Source organism: Gordonibacter sp., assembly GCF_036667095.1.
Taxonomy (GTDB): domain Bacteria; phylum Actinomycetota; class Coriobacteriia; order Coriobacteriales; family Eggerthellaceae; genus Gordonibacter.
Window position 1 is genome coordinate 1 of record NZ_JAVWUP010000009.1, and the last position, 18,995, is coordinate 18,995.

Genomic DNA, 18,995 nt, shown 5'->3' on the forward strand with positions numbered 1-18,995 from the left:
TGTGGCCATGGGCAACGATGTCGACGGCATTTTCTTCCGCGAAATGCCCGCCGTGCTTTGAGGTTTGATTTTGCTTTGTCGAAGAGGGTCCCCGACGGGGCTCGACTGGGAGGATGGTGCGCCAACTAATGGCGCACCTCCTAGCCGATGTTCAGGTTTGCGAGCTGGGGCTTTTGATGCTCCCCTGCGGCGCGCGTTCTTCTTCATTCTCCGTCTTCCGGTTGCTCGCCTGTGGAGTTTTCGTCTTCGCTGAAACCATTTCGGCAGATTTTGCGTGTTCTTAGTAAACGTACTTGGCGCATCTTTCGGGGCGATTTCAGCTTGGTCCGATAGGGTGAATCATCGCCAGTGCAGACGAAAGGACGGCAAGGCATGAAAGACAACGCAAGACGGCGCGCAGGCGGCGTAGAGGTGTGGGCCTATCACCGCGGCATGCTTGGGCGGGCGAATGTGGTGCGCGCGGTGGTCGTCGTGGCATGCGCCGTGCTGGTCGTCGTTGCGGTGTTCGCCTTCTTGCGACCGGGTGAGGCCTCGGGTGCTGTTGAACATGCAGTTGCGGAAGAAATCGTCCGCATCGACGCCAACGCTCATGTTGGCACCAACGTCGAGACCGGTGTTGAGGTTGCTTCCGGCGAAGCGTTATCCCTGCCTCGATCGGTGCAGCTAGATGTGCCGTCGTACGCGCAAAACCCCCTGCTGCCAACAGGGTGCGAATCCGTTGCTCTGACCGATGTGCTTGCGTATCGCGGCTTCGACTTAGCGACGACCGACATTGCCGATACCTGGCTTCCGTTGAGCGAAACCGATTTCGTCAATGCGTTTATGGGGGATCCCTACCGCGTTGAGGGAAATTCCTGTATGGCGCCGTGCATCGCGCAAACGGCCTCGGCCTTTCTCGCAGCGCAAGGATCGGCCCTGGTCGCCTACGACGCGACCGACATGACGGTTGAGGTTGTGCTGCAGACGGTGGCATCGGGCGTGCCGGTCGTCGCCTGGTGCACCATCGACCTTGTCGATCCCGGCGTGCCGTATGCGGTAGCCCGGCAAGATGGCCGCGTGTACGAGCTCTACGACGTCAGCCATTGCGTAGTGGTGAGCGGCTACGATCTGAACGAAAGCGTCGTATACGTAAGCGACCCCCTCGAAGGCCAGGTGACCTACGATCTGGCCCTGTTCGCCTCTCGCTATTACGAGCTTGGCGCCCAAGCGGTCGTGGTGGCGTGATGCAGCTATAATGGCAAGACGATACTGCTGAGACGTCGAATCATTTCAAGCTGTTCGATCTTATGCTGGATACTGCAAGCGAGCCGTTGTCGTTGGAGCTTCTGTTGGCGTTCCCTATTTCATCAGCATGCGCAGCAACTTGATCTTGTCGCCGAACGGGGGGTTGCGTACGGGAAGCTCGATCCACGTGCCCTTCTTGAGCGTGCTTTTGTAGTGGGTGAAGCAGTCGAAGCCCACCTTGCCGTGGTAGGCACCCATGCCGGAGTTGCCTAGGCCGCCAAAGCCCATGTGGTTGTTGGCCAGGTGCACAATTACGTCGTTGATGGTGGCACCGCCGAAGGGCAGCTCGCGGATGACGCGCTGCTGCACGTCGCGGTCGTCCGAGAACACGTAGGCGGCCAGCGGCGTTTCGAACGTGCGCACGATGGCGAAGGCCTCGTCGAGCGTCTTGTAGGTGATGACGGGCAGCACGGGGCCGAAGATCTCCTCGTTCATGACGGGGTCGTCAAGCGTCACGCCGCGCAAGCACGTGGGCTCGATGCGCAGCGTGTCTGCATCGCCATGTCCGCCGAATGCCACGGTCGCGTTCGGGTTGCGGTTCTCGATGAGCCCCATCACGCGCTCGAAGTGGCGCTTGCTTATCAGGTGCGGCCACTCTTCGCCGGCCAAGATGTCTTTGCCGTAATACTGGTGGAAGCAGGCGTCCGTCTGCGCCACGAAATCGTCTGCGACGCTCTCGTGCACGAGAAAGTAATCCGGAGCCACGCAGGTTTGCCCCGAGTTGATGCCCTTGCCCCAGGCAATGCGCTGCGCCGCGCGCTTTACGTTGGCCGTCTCGTCCACGATGCACGGGCTCTTGCCGCCCAGCTCCAGCACCACGGGCGTGAGGTGCTTGGCTGCGGCCTCCATGATGGTGTGTCCCACGCTCGGGCTGCCGGTGAAGAAGATATGGTCCCACTTCACTTCAAGCAGCCAGTCGTTCATGGCTCCCGAGCCGGGGAAGGCGCACACATACTCGGGTGGGAACACGTCTGCCAGCATGTCTGCCAAAAGCTCGCCGGTGGCCTTCGAGGTGCGCGAGGGTTTGAGCGCCACGCAGTTGCCCGCCGCGATGGCGTCCACCATCGGCACGAGCGCCAGCTGCAGCGGATAGTTCCAAGGGGAGAGCACCAGCACGACGCCAAGGGGACTGGGGTATACCTTCGACGTGGCGTGGAAGTGCACGATGGGCGTGGGCACCCGTCGCGGCTTCGCCCAGCGGCTCAGGTGCTTCAGGCAGGTGTTGATCTCGTCGTAGACGATGCCGAGCTCCGTGGCATAGCCCTCGAACGGCGCTTTGCCTAGGTCGGCCGTGAGCGCGGACAGAATGCGCTCCTCGTTTGCCTTGAGGTAGGCCTTCAGCTGCACGAGGGCCTGACGCCGGTGCTCCACGGGAAGCGTGGCTCCGCTCTGGAAGTGCGCGTGCATCTTCTGCGCGGCGGCTTCGACGTCGGCGATGCTGTTGAACGTGGGGGTGGTCATGGGCTTGCTCTTTCTCGCGGTGTTTGCAGCAGGGCTTCCGGGATGCTGGCGTTTCTTTCCCGGTAAGTGGGTGCGACGACGCGCTCAGTACGTCGCGTTCAGTATGTCCAAGGCATTTTCCACCGTGATTTCCGTCTCGTTGTAGAGAGCGGCGCCATCGTAGCGGGCTTGTTTGGCAACCGCTTCCAGCAGGTCGCGCTCCACGCCCAGCTCCGACAGCGCAAGCGGCACGCCGTAGGTGTCGTGGTAGAAAGCGTTCAGGGCCAACAACTCGTCGCAGAAGGCCAGGTCGCGCTCGGCGGGGGTTGCGTTCGGTCCCAGCTCGGCGGCGCGCTTCGGGCTCAGGTGCCCCAGCAGCTCGCCGTAGGTGCCCGCGTGCACGCCGTGGTGCAGGTTGAAGCGCACGCAGTGGGGAAGCAGCATCATCATAGCCTGGCCGTGCGGAATGTGGCAGAGGCCGCCCAGCGAGTGCCCGATGGCGTGCACGATGCCCACCATGGCGTTGCTGAACGCAGCTCCCGCCATGAGCGAGGCCAGCGCCAGGTTCGCGCGCGCATCCACGTCGCCGCCCTCGGCGCAGGCACGCGGCAGGTTGGCGGCAATAAGCTCGATGGCCTTTACGGCGAACGCATCGGACACGGGGTTTTTCTGGATGGACGTGTACGCCTCGATGGCATGCGTGAGCGCGTCCATGCCGGTGGTGGCCGTGAGCTTCGGCGGAAGCGAACTGGTGAGTGCCGGGTCTAAAATGGCCACATGGGGAACCAGCTTATAAGAGGCAAACGACAGCTTCGCGTGCTTCTGCGTGTCGGCCACCACGGCCACGAGCGTGACCTCGCTGCCGGTGCCGGCCGTGGTGGGCACGGCGATGAACGGCGGCAGATCGTGCTGCAGGATCTCCGAGCCTTGCAGGGTGGCGAAATCCACGCCCTCGCAGGCGAGCGATGCTGCCGCGCCCTTTGTGGTGTCGATGACCGAGCCGCCGCCGATGGCCACGAAGCCATCGCAGCCGCGCGCGGCGAAGAGGCGCGCCACGTCGTTCACCACGTCCATCGACGAGTCGGGCGGCACCTGGTCGAACACCTCGTAGGCCACGCCGGCCGCGTCGAGCACGTCGGTGAGCTTGGCGGCGATGCCCAGTTTCATCAGTCCCGCATCGGTCATGACCAGCGGGTGCGCCACGCCCCGGTCGGCCAACTCGCCGGGCAGCTTGTCAAGCGCATGGGCCCCGCATATTATCTTGGTGGGGCAGGCGAACTCGAATCCCTCCATAGCGTACTCCTTTGATGGAAAACCTTCCGTGCGGCATCGTCGATTCTCGTAGGGCAGGGTAGCTTGGGCCGCCGCGTCGTCGGCGCACGCCGCATGGCTCCCCGCACGCTCAGCTTGCGACGGCCTTCTTTGTGCGGTATGCAGCGCGCCAGCCGAAGAACATCTTCAGCAGAGCGGTGAACATATAGGTAAGCGATACGCCGGTATTGTTGGGGCCGCGCGTGGAGAAAGCGCGTTCGGCCAGGGCGTCTTTCAAGGTTTCCCCACCGGTGAAGCAAGAGAACGCGTAGGCGAGCGAGCGGAATGCGATGACGTAGTCGACCGTGGCCGCCTGCGCATCGGCGCTGGGCTGTCCGCTGCCTGGTTCGACATCACGTGCGAGCGAAGCGGGCGCTATGCGCTTGAACGTGCCTTTGCTGGTACGACGGCAGATGCAGGCCAGCCTTGTGCCGCCCACGGTCAGCATGAACGTATAGCCGGACTCCAGATAGTCGACTTCAGCTTGTATTTTTGGGGAAACAGGGCGAAACAGGTTGATGAGGTGGGGAAGCAAGCGCAGCAGTATGCGTACGTACAGCGCTTGGAAGCGGGCGCCGACCGTACGACGCGGAGATTTTTGGTCGGGCATGGGCGCTCCTTGCAATTCAAAACGGCGGTGGCTCGTATGATAGCACGCATGGCAGCCTGTTCGGCAAGGCTGCTTTCGGATGCCGTGCGCAATAGGTCAGCTTACGGAAGGGATGGTTCTTTACCTCGGCATCGTCCTGCGGGTGTAGGATCGCGTACACCAAATGATGTAATTCTGCAACGCGAGGATGACGATTGAGTTAAAGGATTCCTGCTCATAAGGCACGCGTGGTAAGGTAGCGACATCACCAACATGAGCGTTGCGATCAACGACCATCCCGGACATCAAGGAGCGTGAACTTAAGATGACTGATATGCACGGTAACACCCCCTCCGGCGGACCTGTTCCGCCTCCAACGCACGACCCGCATGCTCAGCATGCCGTCCCAACGGGCCAGCAGCCCTACTACCAGCAGCCCCAGAACCACCAGCCGTACCATACGGCCGGTCAGGTAACCTACGAGAAAAAGTCGCCGAGCGGCCATACGTTTTTGTACGGATTCCTGGGTGCGTTGCTTGCCGTGGCTATCGGCTTTGGAGGCTTCGCCATCTGGCAGGGCACCATGGGCGCCAGCAGCTCCAGCGCGCCGCAAGCGCAGCTCGGCTCGTCTGAGTCCAGCACGATCAACGCCGACGAGCAAGATGCCACGCTGCCCGAGGTGGTAGCCAAGAAGGCCCTGCCTTCCGTCGCGGCCATTGACGTGTACACAAACCAGTCCGCCGGCGGTTTCCCGGGCAGCGGCAACAGCGGTACCAGTACGCTGGCCCAGTCCTCGCTCGGCAGCGGCGTGGTGCTGACGAAGGACGGCTACATTGTCACGAACAACCACGTAATCGAAGGAGCCGACGCCCTGAAGGTCACGGTGGCCGGCGAGCAGCACGATGCCGAGATCGTGGGCAGTGACCCCAGCTCCGACCTGGCCGTTATTAAGGCGAAGGACGTCAACGACCTGACGCCGGTCGAGGTGGGTAACTCTGACGACCTCACTATCGGCGAGTGGGTTATGACCATCGGTAGTCCGTTTGGCCTAGAGCAGTCCGTGGCTACCGGCATCGTGTCGGCTACCAGCCGCTCCCAGATCATGGACAGCGGTACCGACCAGTACGGCAACAGCTCGGGCGAGACAACCATCTATCCGAACATGATCCAGACCGATGCCGCCATCAACCCCGGTAACTCCGGTGGCGCGCTGGTGGACTCTGACGGCAAGCTTATCGGCATCAATACGCTGATCACGTCGTACTCGGGCAACTACTCCGGTGTCGGGTTCGCCATCCCGGTGAACTACGCCATGGGTATCGCCCAGCAGATCATCGATGGCAAGATCCCGACCCATGCGCAGCTTGGCGTGTCCCTCTCCACGGTGAGCCCGCAGATCGCCCAGCGCTACGGCTTCGCGGTTGACAGCGGTGCCTACATCGCTGGCGTCCAGAGCGGTTCCGGCGCAGCATCGGCCGGCCTGCAGGAAGGCGACATCGTCACCAAGTTCGACGGCAACAACGTTACCTCTGCTGACGACCTCATGCTGGACGTTCGCTCCAAGAACCCTGGCGACAAGGTGACGCTTGAGGTGAACCGCAATGGCGAGAACAAGCAGGTCGAGGTGACGTTGGGTTCCGATGAGAGCACCCAGGCCGCTTCGACCCAGCAGAACAGCGCACAGGGATCTATGCTTGAGCGCTTGTTCGGCGGCGGATCGTCCTCGAACGGCGGTAGCGCTTCGTAAACGAGGCCCAGGCGGATCATCGTCTGAATACAGAACGACAGCGGCCCCGGATTCGTCCGGGGCCGCTTTGCGGTATGCCGAGCAGTGTGTCCTGAAGCGAGTAGGATACGACAGAAAGGAGGCGCGCGCTCTAATGGGTGAAAGTCCCTAACACGCCCGGCAGTGGGAAGTGTATAGCCAAGGGCACGTTTGCGTTTGCACCCGCGGCCACCCTGTCTGCTCATTAAGTGAACTGGCCGGAAAAGGCCTTGAGAGGTGCGCACCCTTTTCTGTTTTCGGGTAAGATTGTGGCCAACGTATGCATACTTGAAGGTCATCGAAGGGATTGGTCCATGGCGGAAGAGAAAGCGAACGCAGAGGCGAGTGCTGAAGAGCGGGCGAAGTGGGCGCGCGTGCGCGAGCGGGGCTATGCGTATCCGCGTGTGCTGCTGAAGCTGTCCGGTGAGGCGTTGGCCGGCAATGTCGGGTACGGCATCGACCCGAAGGTTGTGGACGCGCTGGCCGACGAAATAGCCGACATCGTGCACGACGAGGTCGAGGTGGCCGTCGTGGTGGGCGGCGGCAATATTTTCCGCGGTTTGGCGGGATCGGCGGAGGGCATGGACCGTGCGCAGGCCGACTACATCGGCATGCTGGCTACCGTCATGAACGCGCTCGCGCTACAGGACGCTTTCGAGCGCCACGGCATCTTCTCGCGTGTGCAGAGCGCTATCACCATGCAGGAAGTGTCCGAGCCCTATATCCGCCGTCGTGCCGTGCGCCATTTGGAGAAGGGCCGCGTGGTCATCTTGGCCGCCGGCACCGGCAATCCGTACTTCACCACCGACACCACGGCTGCTCTTCGCGCGTGCGAGTTGGACGTGAGCTGCCTCATGAAGGCCACGAAGGTGGACGGCGTGTACGATAGCGACCCTGCGAAGAACCCCGATGCGAAGCGCTTCGACCGCATCAACTACATGGACGTGCTCTCGAAGGGCCTGAACGTCATGGATTCCACGGCCACATCGCTGTGCATGGACAACAGCATGCCCATGATCGTGTTCGACTTGACGGTCGAAGGAAACATTTCGCGCGCTTTGAAGGGCGAAAACGTAGGAACCACGGTAGAATAGATGCGAAAGCGGTCGCGCTTCGGATGCGTCCGCTCACGCCGCAGGGAGTCGGGTGAAAGGAACTGCAATGGTGAACGATATTCTCGAGCAGGGCGAAGACCGCATGAAAAAGGTGCTCTCGTCGCTGCATGACAGCTTCGGATCGGTGCGTACGGGTCGGGCGAGCGCTCTGCTGCTCGATCGCATCAAGGTTGATTACTACGGCGTGCCGACGCCGGTGAACCAGATGGCCGGCGTGAAGACGCCCGATGCTCACATGTTGGTCATCGAGCCGTGGGACAAGGGTGTGCTGGGCGCTATCGAGCAGGCTATCCTTCAAAGCGACCTCGGCGTGACGCCCTCGAACGACGGCTCCATCATTCGTCTGCCGTTTCCCTCGCTTACCGAGGAGCGTCGTCGCGAGCTGGTGAAACAGTGCAAGGGCTATGCCGAGGAAGCGCGCGTGGCCGTGCGCAGTGCGCGCCGTGATGCGAATGCTGCCATCGAGCGCGCCGTCAAGGAAGACAGCCTCCCCGAGGACGACGAGCGTCGCGGCCAGGCCGAGGTGCAGAAGCTTACCGACCGCTACATCGCCGAGGTTGACGAGGTCTTCAAGAAAAAAGAAGCCGAAGTGATGGAGATCTAGTAGGTTGAACAAGCCGCTCGAATGCATATTTCCCAATCCTCCGACAGGCGTCGATCCGACGTTGCTGGATGTTGATGCCGTGCCGCGGCACGTTGCCGTTATCATGGACGGCAACGGGCGCTGGGCCAAAGAGCGCGGCAAGAATCGACTGTTCGGCCACAAGGCCGGTATCGACGCGGTGCGGGAAACCATCCGATGCGCATCCGACCTAGGCGTGCGCTACCTGACTATCTACTCGTTCTCGTCGGAAAACTGGAAGCGCCCGCAAGACGAAGTCATCGGCTTGATGAACCTGTTTGCCACCACGATGCTTGCCGAGGTAGATGGCCTGCACGAAGAGCACGTGCGCGTTATGACTATCGGACGCGTGGACGCGCTGCCGAAGAAGACGCGCGATGCGTTCGCCAAGGCATGGGAGAAGACGAAAGACAACGACGGCATGACGCTGGTCGTAGCGGTGAACTATGGGGGTCGCCAAGAACTGCTGGACGCTCTGTCGTCCTATATGGACGATGCCCATGCGGCGTTGCGCGAAGGCCGTGCTCCGGAAGAGCTTTCCGAAGAAGTGCTGGTGCGACATTTGTACACGGCGGACATCCCCGACCCTGACCTGCTCATTCGCACCAGCGGCGAGATGCGGGTGTCGAACTTCCTGCTGTGGCAGATCGCTTACTCCGAGTTCGTGTGCACCGAGGTGCTCTGGCCCGACTTCAACCGTTACGAGTTGTTGCGTGCGCTGCTGGAATTTCAGGGACGCGATCGCCGTTTCGGGGCGGTGAAGTAGGTGTCGGACGAGGAGGGCGACCGCAAGCGTGCGAAGAAAATCAAGGAATTTGCGCAGGACAAGACGCCTAAGAAGCTGAAGAACCCCACCGATATCCAAGTACGCTTCCGTACCGGCTTTGTGTACGTGGCCGTTTCGGTGCTTTGTGTTTTGGGTAGCAAATGGACGACGTTGGCCTTGCTGGTGGTTCTGGCGGGCATTTCGGCAGGCGAGTTCTACTATATGCTGCGCTCGGATGCGAAGCTGCCCAACGAGATGCTGGGCATCATTGCGGCTATGGTGTATCCCGTCAGTGTGTTTTTCTGGGGATTGATCGGGGCGTTGTTCGTAAACCTGGCCCTGCTGCTGGCTTTGATTGTGTGGTACGTGTTCTGGATGCGCGCGCGGGTGCCCGATGTGGGCGTGAGCCTGTTCGGCGCGGCCTATACGGGGCTGCTGCTTTCGGGCGTCGTGGTGGTGCGCGGAGCCTTGCCGGACCCTTGGGGCGGCGTGCTGGTGCTGGGCATCTTCCTGAGCGTGTGGGCAAACGACTCGTTTGCCTACCTGGTGGGCAGCAAGTTCGGCAAGCACAAGCTGGCGCCGAGGACCAGCCCGAAGAAGAGCTGGGAAGGTTTTTTTGCCGGCCTGGCGGGGTCTGCTGTTTTCTGGTGCTTGATGACGTTCATCCCCGGGGTGGCGATGTCTATCCCGCAGGCGATTTTGTTTGGGCTGATCAGCGGGCTGGTGGGCGTGTTGGGAGATCTTGCCGAGAGCCGCATCAAGCGCAACTCGGGTTTCAAGGATTCGGGTACGATCATGCCGGGGCACGGCGGTTTGCTCGATCGGTGCGATTCGCTGTTCTTGGTGGCCGTGACCTCGGCTCTTCTATTGGTCGGGGGAGGGTGCATCCCGTATGTCTTCTAAAAAGCGCATAGTGGTGCTTGGCTCGACAGGGTCTATCGGCACGCAGACGCTCGACGTGGTGCGGCGGCATGCCGATAAGCTGGAGATTGTAGGGCTGGCGGTAGGCACGCGGGCGGGCGATCTGCTGGCGCAGGCGCGGGAGTTCGGCGTGCGCCATCTGGCGGTGGGCGACGAGCGTTTGCGCGGTGAGCTGGTGGCCGATGAGCTGCGCGCGCAGGTGCGCGGCGGCGCGGGCGCGGTTGAGGCCGCGCGCCAAAGCGGTGTGTCGTCTTCGCTTGGCGAGGCTTTGGCGCGGCGTGCGACGGGCGAGGGGTCGCTTGGGTTCGGCGCCCACGCCGTGGTCGACCTGGTACGCCTGCCCGAGGTGGATGTGGTGGTGAACGCTCTCGTGGGTGCTGCCGGTCTGCGCGCGAGCTACGAGACGCTGGCGGCGGGCAAGGTGCTGGCGCTGGCGAACAAGGAGTCGCTCGTGGTGGGCGGCGACCTTATCATGCCGCTGGTCGCACAGGTGGACGCGCAGCGCCGCGCTGCTGGTACGGCTCCGGGGGCCGGCCCTGCCGGGGCGCTCATGCCTATCGACTCGGAGCACGGGGCCATCTACCAGTGCCTTTTGGGCGAGCAGCCGCGTGAGGTGTCGCGGCTGTGGGTGACGGCGTCGGGCGGCCCCTTCCGCGGGCGCACGCGTGCCGATCTGGCCGACATCACGCCAGCGCAGGCACTCGCGCACCCCACGTGGAACATGGGCGCGAAGATATCTATCGACTCGTCCACGCTCATGAACAAAGGCCTCGAGGTCATCGAGGCGCACCACTTGTTCGCCATGCCCTACGACCGCATCAGCGTGGTCGTGCAGCCGCAAAGCGCCATCCATTCGATGGTGGAGTTTGCCGACGGCAGCGTGAAGGCGCATCTGGGCACCACCGACATGCGCATTCCCATCCAGTTCGCGCTGTCGTACCCCGACCGCTGGGATGCGCCGGTGCAACCGCTGGACTTCACGAAGCTGGGCTCGCTCGAGTTCGCTCCGGCCGATACCGACACGTTCCGCTGTCTGGCGCTGGCCCGGGCGGCCGGCGAGCGCGGCGGCACGCTACCTTGTGCGATGAATGCCGCGAACGAGGTGGCCGTGGCCGCGTTTTTGGCGGAAGAGGGCAGCTACCTGGGGATAGCCGCGTGCGTCGAGGCCGTGATGGATGCGTGCGACGTACAGCGTGTCGAGTCGCTCGATCAGCTGGAGGCGGTCGATGCGTGGGCGCGTGCCGAGGCTCGGATGCGGATCGCCGCTCGCTAGCTTGCCGACTCGACGCGAGGCGAAGCGGCTGAACGCTGTCGTCTCAAGAGCGCACGGTTCTCTTTTCTTCCGTTACCGAATAGTCGATCGTGCATTCATTGTGCGCCAGTTGCGGAACTTCTGCGTTTTTTAACGTACGTTAGTTCGTATTTTGTTCGTCAACCTATACTATGAGACTATGCTATACGGCATAGGGCAACACGTTTTCTCGCGTTCGGAAGGATACGAGTCTATGGATATACTTTTGATGATTCTCTACGCCACGATCGTGCTGGGCTTCCTCGTGTTCATTCACGAAGGAGGGCATTATCTGGCCGCTCGGGCATTTGGCGTGCGCGTCACCGAGTTCATGCTAGGCTTGCCCGGTCCGAGCGTCGGCTTTACCAAAGCGGGCACGCGCTTCGGCGTGACGGCTATTCCGCTGGGCGGCTATGCGAAGGTGTGCGGCATGGAGGCGGGCAAAATGAGTCCGCATCTCGAGCAAGTGCTGGCGGCTCTGTACCGCCATGGTACGGCTAACATGGAGGATATCGCTGCCGATTGCGACATTACGGATGACGAGGCCTACGAGGCCCTTGACGAGTTGTCTGAGTGGGGAAGCGTTTGCAGTCCGACCAAGAAGGACCAGTTTAATACCTACCGTGCGCCGGTAGTGCAGCCGACGAAAAAGCAGACGGCCCGAGCCCTGGCTGCAGGCGAGGCGGCTCCGACCGCCTATGCGCTCGGCGAGGCACGGCCGGTTGCCGACGCCCATGGACTATACGAGAGCGAGTACAAGCAACAGTACCGCGCTTTGCCGTTTTGGAAGCGCTCGGTGATTCTTCTGGCCGGCGTGTTCGTGAACCTGCTGTTTGCGGTGCTCATGTTCATCGTGCTGTTCTCCGTTATCGGCGTCGACGTGACGACGCAGGCGGGCGAGGTTCGCCATGTGGTCTTGAACCCGTTGCAGTCTATCGAGATGGGCCTCGGGTTTATCGGAATGGTCGTGCAGCTTATCGTGGGCTTGTTCAATCCGGCGACCGCTGCCGACACCATGTCGAACTCGGCATCGGTTATCGGCATAGCAGCCATGTCGAAAACGGCGATCGACGCGGGATTGTTCTCGACGCTCTCCTTCTTCGCGAGCATCTCAGTGTCGCTTGGCTTGATGAACCTGCTGCCTATCCCCCCGCTTGACGGTGGGCGCTTTGTCGTGGAGGTGTTCCAGAAGATCTCGCGCAAAGTGGTGTCGACCAAGGCGCTCAACTATATGTCGGCGGCGGGCATGATCTTGTTCCTCGGGTTTTTCTTGGTCATGGCGAACCAGGATATCCAGGGAATACTGACCGGTACAGCACCTTGGATGGCGCAAGGGTAGGTTTCGATCTGCGAGGCAGGAAAGGCGGGTTTTACCGTATCACGAGGGCCTCTGGCACCTCTTGCGTGCGGTTGCGGCCCGTCGTTCCGCGAAAACCCTGTGCACTTGGCTCGATTATGCGCTATTCAGGGGTAAAATAATCAGCACTGCTCATTTTGCGCTTCCTGATGCCTCGACTTGAGGTGCGGGGAGTGCTGGCGCGTATCCGGCTCAGAAGGTGCGCAGCGGGCAGAACCGAGGATGGAGGCTCGACGATGGCGCAAGCTAAACCGAACCAGGCGACCCGCCGCGTGATGGTGGGCGATGTGCCGCTGGGCGGCGGTGCCCCCGTTGTCGTGCAATCCATGCTGAACGCCCCGGCTGACGACGCGGCTGCGAACCTCGCGCAGATCGAGGCCTTGGCGGCTGCCGGTTGCGAGATCGTGCGCATGGCTATCCCACGGCGGGATTGCCTGGATGCGTTCGAGGCGGTATGCACCGCTTCTCCGCTGCCGGTGGTGGCCGATATCCACTTCGATGCGACCAGTGCCATCGAGGCTGCTCGTCGCGGTGCGGCTAAGCTGCGCATCAATCCCGGCAACATCGGGGGCTTGGCCAAGACCGATGCGGTGCTCGATGCCGCAGGCGAAGCGGGTATCCCCATTCGCATTGGCGTGAATGCCGGCTCGCTGGATGAGACCCTTGCCGCACGCGACGATCTGACGCTGGCGCAGAAGTTGTCGCGCTCGGCGGTGGAGTACGTACGGCATTGCGAGGAGCGCGGCTTCCATGATCTAGTGGTCAGTGCGAAGGCCCATGACGTTATGGCTACGGTGGCCACGTATCGCCAGCTTGCGGTCGAATTGCCGCAGGTGCCGCTGCATATCGGCGTGACCGAGGCAGGCACGACGTTCCAGGGTGTTATCAAGTCGGCTTGCGGCTTGGGCATTTTGCTTGAAGAGGGTATCGGTGACACGCTGCGCATTTCGCTTACGGATGATCCGGTGCAGGAGATCCGCGCCTGCTGGACCTTGCTGGCGGCCCTCGACCTGCGGCGTCGCGCGCCTGAGCTTATAAGCTGCCCGACGTGTGGGCGCTGCCAGGTGGACTTGATCGGGCTGGCGCATGAGGTGGAGGAGCGCATCGCGGCGCTGGATAAGCCGCTCAAAGTGGCGGTGATGGGGTGTGTGGTGAACGGCCCGGGCGAGGCTGCCGATGCCGATATCGGCGTGGCGTGCGGGGCAGGGTCGGGTGTGGTGTTTTCTAAGGGAAACGTCGTCCGCAAGGTGGAAGAGGATGCCATCGTGGACGCTTTGATGGAGGAGATTGGAAAGCTATGACGAACGCGAATATCATGCGCATGAGCGAGCTGTACGTACCTACGCTCAAGGAGGACCCGGCCGACGCGGAGATTGCCAGCCATAAGCTGTTGCTGCGTGCCGGCTTGATCCGCAAGGCGGCATCGGGCGTGTACACGTTCCTGCCGCTGGGCAAGCGCGTGTTGGCCAAGGTGGAGAATATCGTGCGCGAGGAGATGGATGCCATCGGCTCGCAGGAGATCATGATGCCGGCGCTGCAGCCGGGCGAGCTGTGGCACGAAAGCGGGCGCTGGGACGATTACGGCCCCGAACTCATGCGGCTGGTCGACCGTCATGACCGCGAGTTCTGCCTTGGGCCCACCCATGAGGAGCTCATTACGGCTCTTGTGCGCAACGAACTGCGCTCTTACAAGGAGCTGCCGCTGACGTTGTACCAGATCCAGGTGAAGTTCCGCGACGAGATCCGCCCGCGCTTCGGGCTCTTGCGCAGCCGCGAATTCATCATGAAGGACGCGTACAGCTTCCACGCCGACCAGGAGTCGCTGCAGAAGACCTACGACCAGATGAGCGAGGCGTATGCGCGCATCTGCAAGCGCATGGACATGGACTTCCGTCCGGTTCAGGCCGATCCCGGCCAGATCGGCGGCAGCGTGACCTGCGAATTCATGGCGCTCGCCGAAGCGGGCGAGGCCGAGCTGGTACACTGCACGTGCGGTTATGCGGCCAATACCGAAGCGGGCGATTGCCTCGCTCAGCCGACGGTGCACGACGTGCCGGAGCTTGAGAAGGTTGCCACGCCCGAGGTGCATACCATTGCCGAGCTGGCTGCGTTCTTGGGCATTCCCGAGTCTTCGACCGTGAAGGCGTTGTCGGGCAAGAGCGGCGAGGGCGCGTTGGTGGTCCTGTTCGTTCCCGGCGACCATGAGCTGAACGAGCTGAAGGCCGAACGTATGGCGGACGGCTTCACCTTGCTTACCGATGACGATATGGAAGCGTTCGGGCTGCATAAGGGCTCGATGGGGCCGATCGGCCTGCCGGAGGGTGCGCGTATCGTTGCGGACGTTAGCTTGCAGGCGGTATCGAAGTGGGTTGTCGGCGCGAACGAGGACGGCTACCACTACGTGGGCGCCCGACCGGGAGTTGATTTCCAGGTGGACGAATGGGTCGACCTGAGCGTCGTGCGGCCAGGCGACCGCTGTCCTACGTGCGGTCTGCCGCTCGAAGGTGCCCGGGGTATCGAAGTGTCCCAGGTGTTCCAACTGGGTGACAAGTACTCGCGCTCGATGGGCGCCACGTTTATGGCTGAGGACAATTCGGAGCAACCGTTCCTTATGGGCTGCTACGGCGTGGGCGTTTCGCGCTCCATGGCGGCTATCGTCGAGCAGCACAACGACGAGAACGGCATCTGCTGGCCGACGTCGGTTGCCCCGGCGCACGTGTGCGTTATTCCGTTGACGACGGGGGATGAGCTGGTGCAGCCTGCGGCCGAGAAACTGGCAAGCGAGTTTGCGAAGCTGGGGCTCGAAGTAGTTATCGACGACCGCAAGGAACGCGCTGGTGTGAAGTTCGCGGACGCGGACCTGATCGGATGGCCTGTGCAGGTAGTTGTGGGCAAGCGCGGGCTTGAGGAGCAAAAGGTCGAAGTCAAATCGCGCCGTACGGGAGAGCGCCAGGAAGTGTCGCTCGCTGTGCTTGCAGACGTTGTCGCTTTCGCCCAGCGCAATACCAAGGTGTGGGGGTCGGAAGTGGATCTGTTCGCCGAGATATTCAACCGATGAGCGCAGGAGAAGAAGGGGTTGCGGTAGCGGGGTCTCGAACTGCCGCATCACTTTTGGAATGCGAGTGCGAGGCGATGCGGGTGGGTGACGGAGTGCGTGGCGTGCTGTTCGACCTCGACGGAACGCTGCTTGATACCGAGCGTTTGCTGCTCGCGTCGTTTCGCTATACCATGCGGGCCGTGCTGAACGAGGTTATTCCCGATGAACGTCTCATGGCCAAGGTGGGGCAGCCCCTTAATACGCAGATGTGGGACTTTACGAATGATGCTGCCGTGCATGAGGAGCTGTGCCGCACGTATCGCGAGTATAACGCCCAGGTGCACGACGACCTTATTCGGATATTCCCCGGCACCGTTGACGCTTTGGTTGAGCTGCGCCGCATGGGCTATCCTCTTGGCGTGGTGACGTCGAAGCGTCGAGCGCCTGCTTTGCAGGGCCTTGCTGCTTTCGGGCTGCAGGATAGCTTCGACTGTCTTATCGGATCGGACGACTGGGCCTCCCATAAGCCCGATCCGGGTCCGGTTCTGCATGGATGCGATTTGCTGGGATTGCGGTCTTCGGAATGCGTTTATGTTGGCGACAGCCCTTTCGATATGCTGGCCGGCAACGGGGCGGGGTGCAAGACCGTTGCTGCTCTCTGGGGGATGTTTCCTGAAAGCGTGCTGCGCGCGGAGTCTCCGGACTGCATCTGCGCGAGCATCGAAGAGTTGCCGGGTTTGTTAAGGGTGGGGTAGGTTCTCAGCAAGCCGATTCAGCCCCTCTCCCGGTATTCCTTTTCAACCCACTCCTGCGTCACCTCCAGAAACGCCCTCGTCGCGGCGCTGGCGGTTTCCATCGAGCGCACGCAGACGGCTATCTCGCGGTCGGTAGGCACCTCGGGGGGCATGCTGACAAGGGGGAAGGGGGCGTCGCGCAGGATCAGGCCGGGCAGGACGCTGTAGCCCAGCCCCGCGCTTACCAGCGACATGACGGCGTAATCGCTCGCAATGGTGAAGCGCACGTGCGGCTCCACGCCGTTTCGGCGGAACAGCTCGTCCATCTCCGAGTAGACGCCGCTCTCCAGCCGCACGTAGGGTTCGGCCTCCAGCGCTTCGGCGGGGAAGCTTCCCTCACCTGCCAGCGGGTGATCGCAGGCCACGGCCACGAGCAGGGGGTCGCGCACGAGGGGGATCATGTGCAGGTCCCGCTTGACGGGGAACACGGCGAAACCGCAGTCGGCATCGCCCCGCCACATCATCTCTTCCAGCTCGTTTTGGTCGTCGATACAGGTCAGATCCAGCTTGATGGCGGGATGCAGGTCCTCGAAGCGCTTGGCTATGCCCGGCAGCCACTGGATGGCGGTGCTGGTGAATGTGGCTACGTGCACTGAGCCGCCCTCTAGATGCTTGCGCTCGGCCAGCCGTGCTTCAAGGCGGCGCTCGGCATTGCAGACATCCTGCACCTGCTCCATGATGGCCACTCCGTCGGACGTGGGGTGCGCCCCTCCGTACTCGCGTACCAGCAGCGGCACGCCGAACTCGCGCTCTAGCGTGTTCACCAGGTAGCTTATGCCGGCTTGCGTGTAGCCCAGCTCGCGCGCCGCTTCCTTGAAACTGCCCGTTTCGGCCACTTTCAAGAACGCTTCATATTTCTGGTTGCCCATGGCCCCTCCTCCGGTCTTTCTGCCAGTATAAACAAGAAATACTTTAAATTGCTTAAAGAAATTCTCGTTTTACTTTCTTTCTACCAAGCACTACCATGTTCATCAATCCAAATCAGAGATTCCACCGCCTCGCAAGGACGGGGCTTGGGGTCGTTTGCGGCATCGTTTGAGGAGGGTCCTCTGTGGCTCGGTTGATGAACATACGGAGCATATGCATTGCCAGCGTGGTGCTGCAGACGCTTATCTTCGGCTCGGGCAGCGCGATCACGAAGCTTGCCTACGAGAGCATCTCGCCCCTGTGGTGCCTGGTCATCCGCTTCGGGCTTGCCGCTGCGGTGTTCGCGGTGCTCTTTGGCCCGCGTATGGTGCGGGGGCTGAAAGGCGCGCGTCTTGGCGACTGGCTGCCGGCGGCGCTCTGCATGGCGGTATCCTATATCTTCTGCAACATCGCGCTCGATCTGACCACGGCAACGAACGTCGGGTTCCTTATGGCGCTCCCGGTGGTATTCACCCCCTTCGTGGCCGCCCTTGTCCTGCGTCAGCGCTACAAGCTGGCTCATCTGCCGTTTCAGGCAGCGGTTGTAGTGGGCCTGTACCTGCTGTGCTCGAGCGGCGGTTCGTTCTCATTCGGTCTGGGCGAGGTGTGCGCACTGGTTACGGCCCTCTCCCTTGCAGGTGCGCTTGTGTTCGGCGAACGCGGTCTGGCACGCATGGACGTGATCACGGTCTCGGGGACGCAGATCGGGGTCACCTTCGTTGCCTGTTTGGTGGGGGCGCTCCTGTTCGATAAGCCACTGGACATAGCGGCGGTGCAACCGATCGCTTGGGGAACTATAGTGTTTCTGGCGCTGGCCAGTACGTGTCTGACGTTTGCATTGCAGAACATGGCGCTGACGAAACTGCCTTCCTCTACGGTGTCCATGCTGCTTACGGGGGAGCCGATCTTCACGGCGCTGTTCTCGTGGGTTATCTTGGGAGAGACATTGTCGGTTATCGGGCTTGTAGGTGCAGCCCTCATCATCGTGTGTGTGGTGGCCGAGACGTGGATCGACGGACGCACGGGCGAGGTTCCCGAACGCGTGGTCGAAGAAGGAGAGCTTGTTCTCGAGCCGGCGTATGCTCCTGCGTTTGCCGACGCGACGACAACGGCCTCGGTCGCCCTGCCGCATCTGAGTGTGCCGCCACCCCAGCGGGCGTTTGATCGATCCTGATGACTGCGGAGTCTCTTTTCGGGTACCTTGCAGCTCGGCCTTCGTCGCTTGTTGCCATTTTCTGACAAGTGGTCTCATCCATTGCCCTTTTGCGCGAATTGGTGCATCATGAGGGTACGGGTCCCGTCGCGCCTCTGCGCGAAGCGGGCTGAATCGCGCAGATAAGGAGGCTCTTATGGCTACCATAGGCGATGGATTCAAGGATATTTTTCTAGCAGGTATCGGTGCTATGGCCATTGGCGCCGAGAAGTCGAAGGAGCTGGTTGACCAGTTTATTGCCAAGGGCGAGATTACGGTCGACCAAGGCAAGCAGATCAACACCGAGCTGAAGCACAAGGCGGAGGAAGCGGCTGCTACGGCACGCTACGACCTTCTGGAGGTGCGTATGGCCACCATGACTCCGGAAGAGCGTGCGACATTCGCTGCCAAGGCCGCCGAGTTCGCGGCGAAGCCGTATCCGGCAGCCGAGGTGGGCGACGCGTCGCCGGTGGAAGCATCGGCTGCCGAGGCAGGTTCGGAAACCCCCGCAGCGCCGGAAGCTCCGGCTTCCCCCGAAACCCCGGTCGCCCCTGCCGGTGCCGAGGCTCCGGCAGCGTCGCAGACTCCCGGCGCGTAAGTAGCGC

17 protein-coding genes are annotated in these 18,995 nt (G+C 62.0%); 13 read left to right on the forward strand and 4 right to left on the reverse strand.

The window, feature by feature from the left end; all coding sequences use genetic code 11:
• The first annotated feature begins 372 nt into the window (after window positions 1-372).
• Complete coding sequence (locus RR842_RS01915; RefSeq protein WP_332728885.1) at window positions 373-1,224, forward strand: C39 family peptidase; 852 nt, start codon at window positions 373-375, stop codon at window positions 1,222-1,224.
• Between the two features lie 114 nt (window positions 1,225-1,338).
• On the opposite strand, the gene RR842_RS01920 is transcribed toward RR842_RS01915, so the two are convergent.
• From RR842_RS01920 to RR842_RS01930, 3 genes are all read right to left on the reverse strand, one after another.
• On the reverse strand, window positions 1,339-2,745 hold the full coding sequence (locus tag RR842_RS01920) for an aldehyde dehydrogenase (RefSeq protein ID WP_332728887.1): 1,407 nt from the start codon (window positions 2,743-2,745) through the stop codon (window positions 1,339-1,341).
• 84 nt (window positions 2,746-2,829) lie between these two features.
• Window positions 2,830-4,017 (reverse strand): iron-containing alcohol dehydrogenase, encoded by a 1,188-nt coding sequence (locus RR842_RS01925; protein WP_332721681.1) that lies wholly within the window; start codon window positions 4,015-4,017, stop codon window positions 2,830-2,832.
• Window positions 4,018-4,126: 109 nt separating this feature from the next.
• A complete protein-coding gene (locus RR842_RS01930; protein WP_332553181.1) occupies window positions 4,127-4,645 on the reverse strand; it encodes a D-alanyl-D-alanine carboxypeptidase in 519 nt (172 codons plus the stop codon).
• Between the two features lie 304 nt (window positions 4,646-4,949).
• Between RR842_RS01930 and RR842_RS01935 the strand changes: the two genes are divergently transcribed.
• From RR842_RS01935 to RR842_RS01980, 10 genes are all read left to right on the forward strand, one after another.
• Window positions 4,950-6,371, forward strand: a complete 1,422-nt coding sequence (locus RR842_RS01935; protein WP_332728888.1) for a trypsin-like peptidase domain-containing protein — start codon at window positions 4,950-4,952, stop codon at window positions 6,369-6,371.
• A gap of 332 nt (window positions 6,372-6,703) precedes the next feature.
• Window positions 6,704-7,483, forward strand: coding sequence for a UMP kinase (gene pyrH, locus RR842_RS01940; protein WP_332512390.1), 780 nt, complete (start codon window positions 6,704-6,706; stop codon window positions 7,481-7,483).
• Window positions 7,484-7,550: 67 nt separating this feature from the next.
• A complete protein-coding gene (gene frr, locus RR842_RS01945; RefSeq protein ID WP_332512391.1) occupies window positions 7,551-8,108 on the forward strand; it encodes a ribosome recycling factor in 558 nt (185 codons plus the stop codon).
• Between the two features lie 4 nt (window positions 8,109-8,112).
• Window positions 8,113-8,892, forward strand: a complete 780-nt coding sequence (locus RR842_RS01950) for an isoprenyl transferase (RefSeq protein ID WP_332512393.1) — start codon at window positions 8,113-8,115, stop codon at window positions 8,890-8,892.
• Entirely contained in the window at window positions 8,893-9,795 is a 903-nt protein-coding gene (locus RR842_RS01955) for a phosphatidate cytidylyltransferase (RefSeq protein WP_332512394.1), read from the forward strand.
• Window positions 9,785-11,086, forward strand: a complete 1,302-nt coding sequence (gene dxr / locus RR842_RS01960) for a 1-deoxy-D-xylulose-5-phosphate reductoisomerase (RefSeq protein WP_332728889.1) — start codon at window positions 9,785-9,787, stop codon at window positions 11,084-11,086. Before RR842_RS01955 ends, dxr begins: the two co-directional genes overlap by 11 nt.
• 232 nt (window positions 11,087-11,318) lie before the next feature.
• Window positions 11,319-12,443, forward strand: a complete 1,125-nt coding sequence (locus RR842_RS01965) for a site-2 protease family protein (RefSeq protein WP_332512398.1) — start codon at window positions 11,319-11,321, stop codon at window positions 12,441-12,443.
• 254 nt (window positions 12,444-12,697) lie between these two features.
• A complete protein-coding gene (gene ispG, locus RR842_RS01970; RefSeq protein WP_332553177.1) occupies window positions 12,698-13,762 on the forward strand; it encodes a flavodoxin-dependent (E)-4-hydroxy-3-methylbut-2-enyl-diphosphate synthase in 1,065 nt (354 codons plus the stop codon).
• Window positions 13,759-15,519 (forward strand): proline--tRNA ligase, encoded by a 1,761-nt coding sequence (locus tag RR842_RS01975; RefSeq protein ID WP_332512401.1) that lies wholly within the window; start codon window positions 13,759-13,761, stop codon window positions 15,517-15,519. Before ispG ends, RR842_RS01975 begins: the two co-directional genes overlap by 4 nt.
• A gap of 80 nt (window positions 15,520-15,599) precedes the next feature.
• On the forward strand, window positions 15,600-16,253 hold the full coding sequence (locus RR842_RS01980) for an HAD-IA family hydrolase (RefSeq protein ID WP_332522337.1): 654 nt from the start codon (window positions 15,600-15,602) through the stop codon (window positions 16,251-16,253).
• 17 nt (window positions 16,254-16,270) lie between these two features.
• Here RR842_RS01980 and RR842_RS01985 read toward each other — a convergent pair whose 3' ends face one another.
• The gene (locus RR842_RS01985; protein ID WP_332512404.1) at window positions 16,271-17,161 is read right to left on the reverse strand and encodes a LysR family transcriptional regulator; all 891 of its coding nucleotides are present in this window, start codon (window positions 17,159-17,161) and stop codon (window positions 16,271-16,273) included.
• Between the two features lie 182 nt (window positions 17,162-17,343).
• On the opposite strand from RR842_RS01985, the gene RR842_RS01990 reads away from it, so the two are divergent.
• Entirely contained in the window at window positions 17,344-18,372 is a 1,029-nt protein-coding gene (locus RR842_RS01990) for a DMT family transporter (protein ID WP_332512405.1), read from the forward strand.
• A gap of 175 nt (window positions 18,373-18,547) precedes the next feature.
• Window positions 18,548-18,988 (forward strand): hypothetical protein, encoded by a 441-nt coding sequence (locus RR842_RS01995; protein WP_332512407.1) that lies wholly within the window; start codon window positions 18,548-18,550, stop codon window positions 18,986-18,988.
• Window positions 18,989-18,995: the final 7 nt, after the last annotated feature.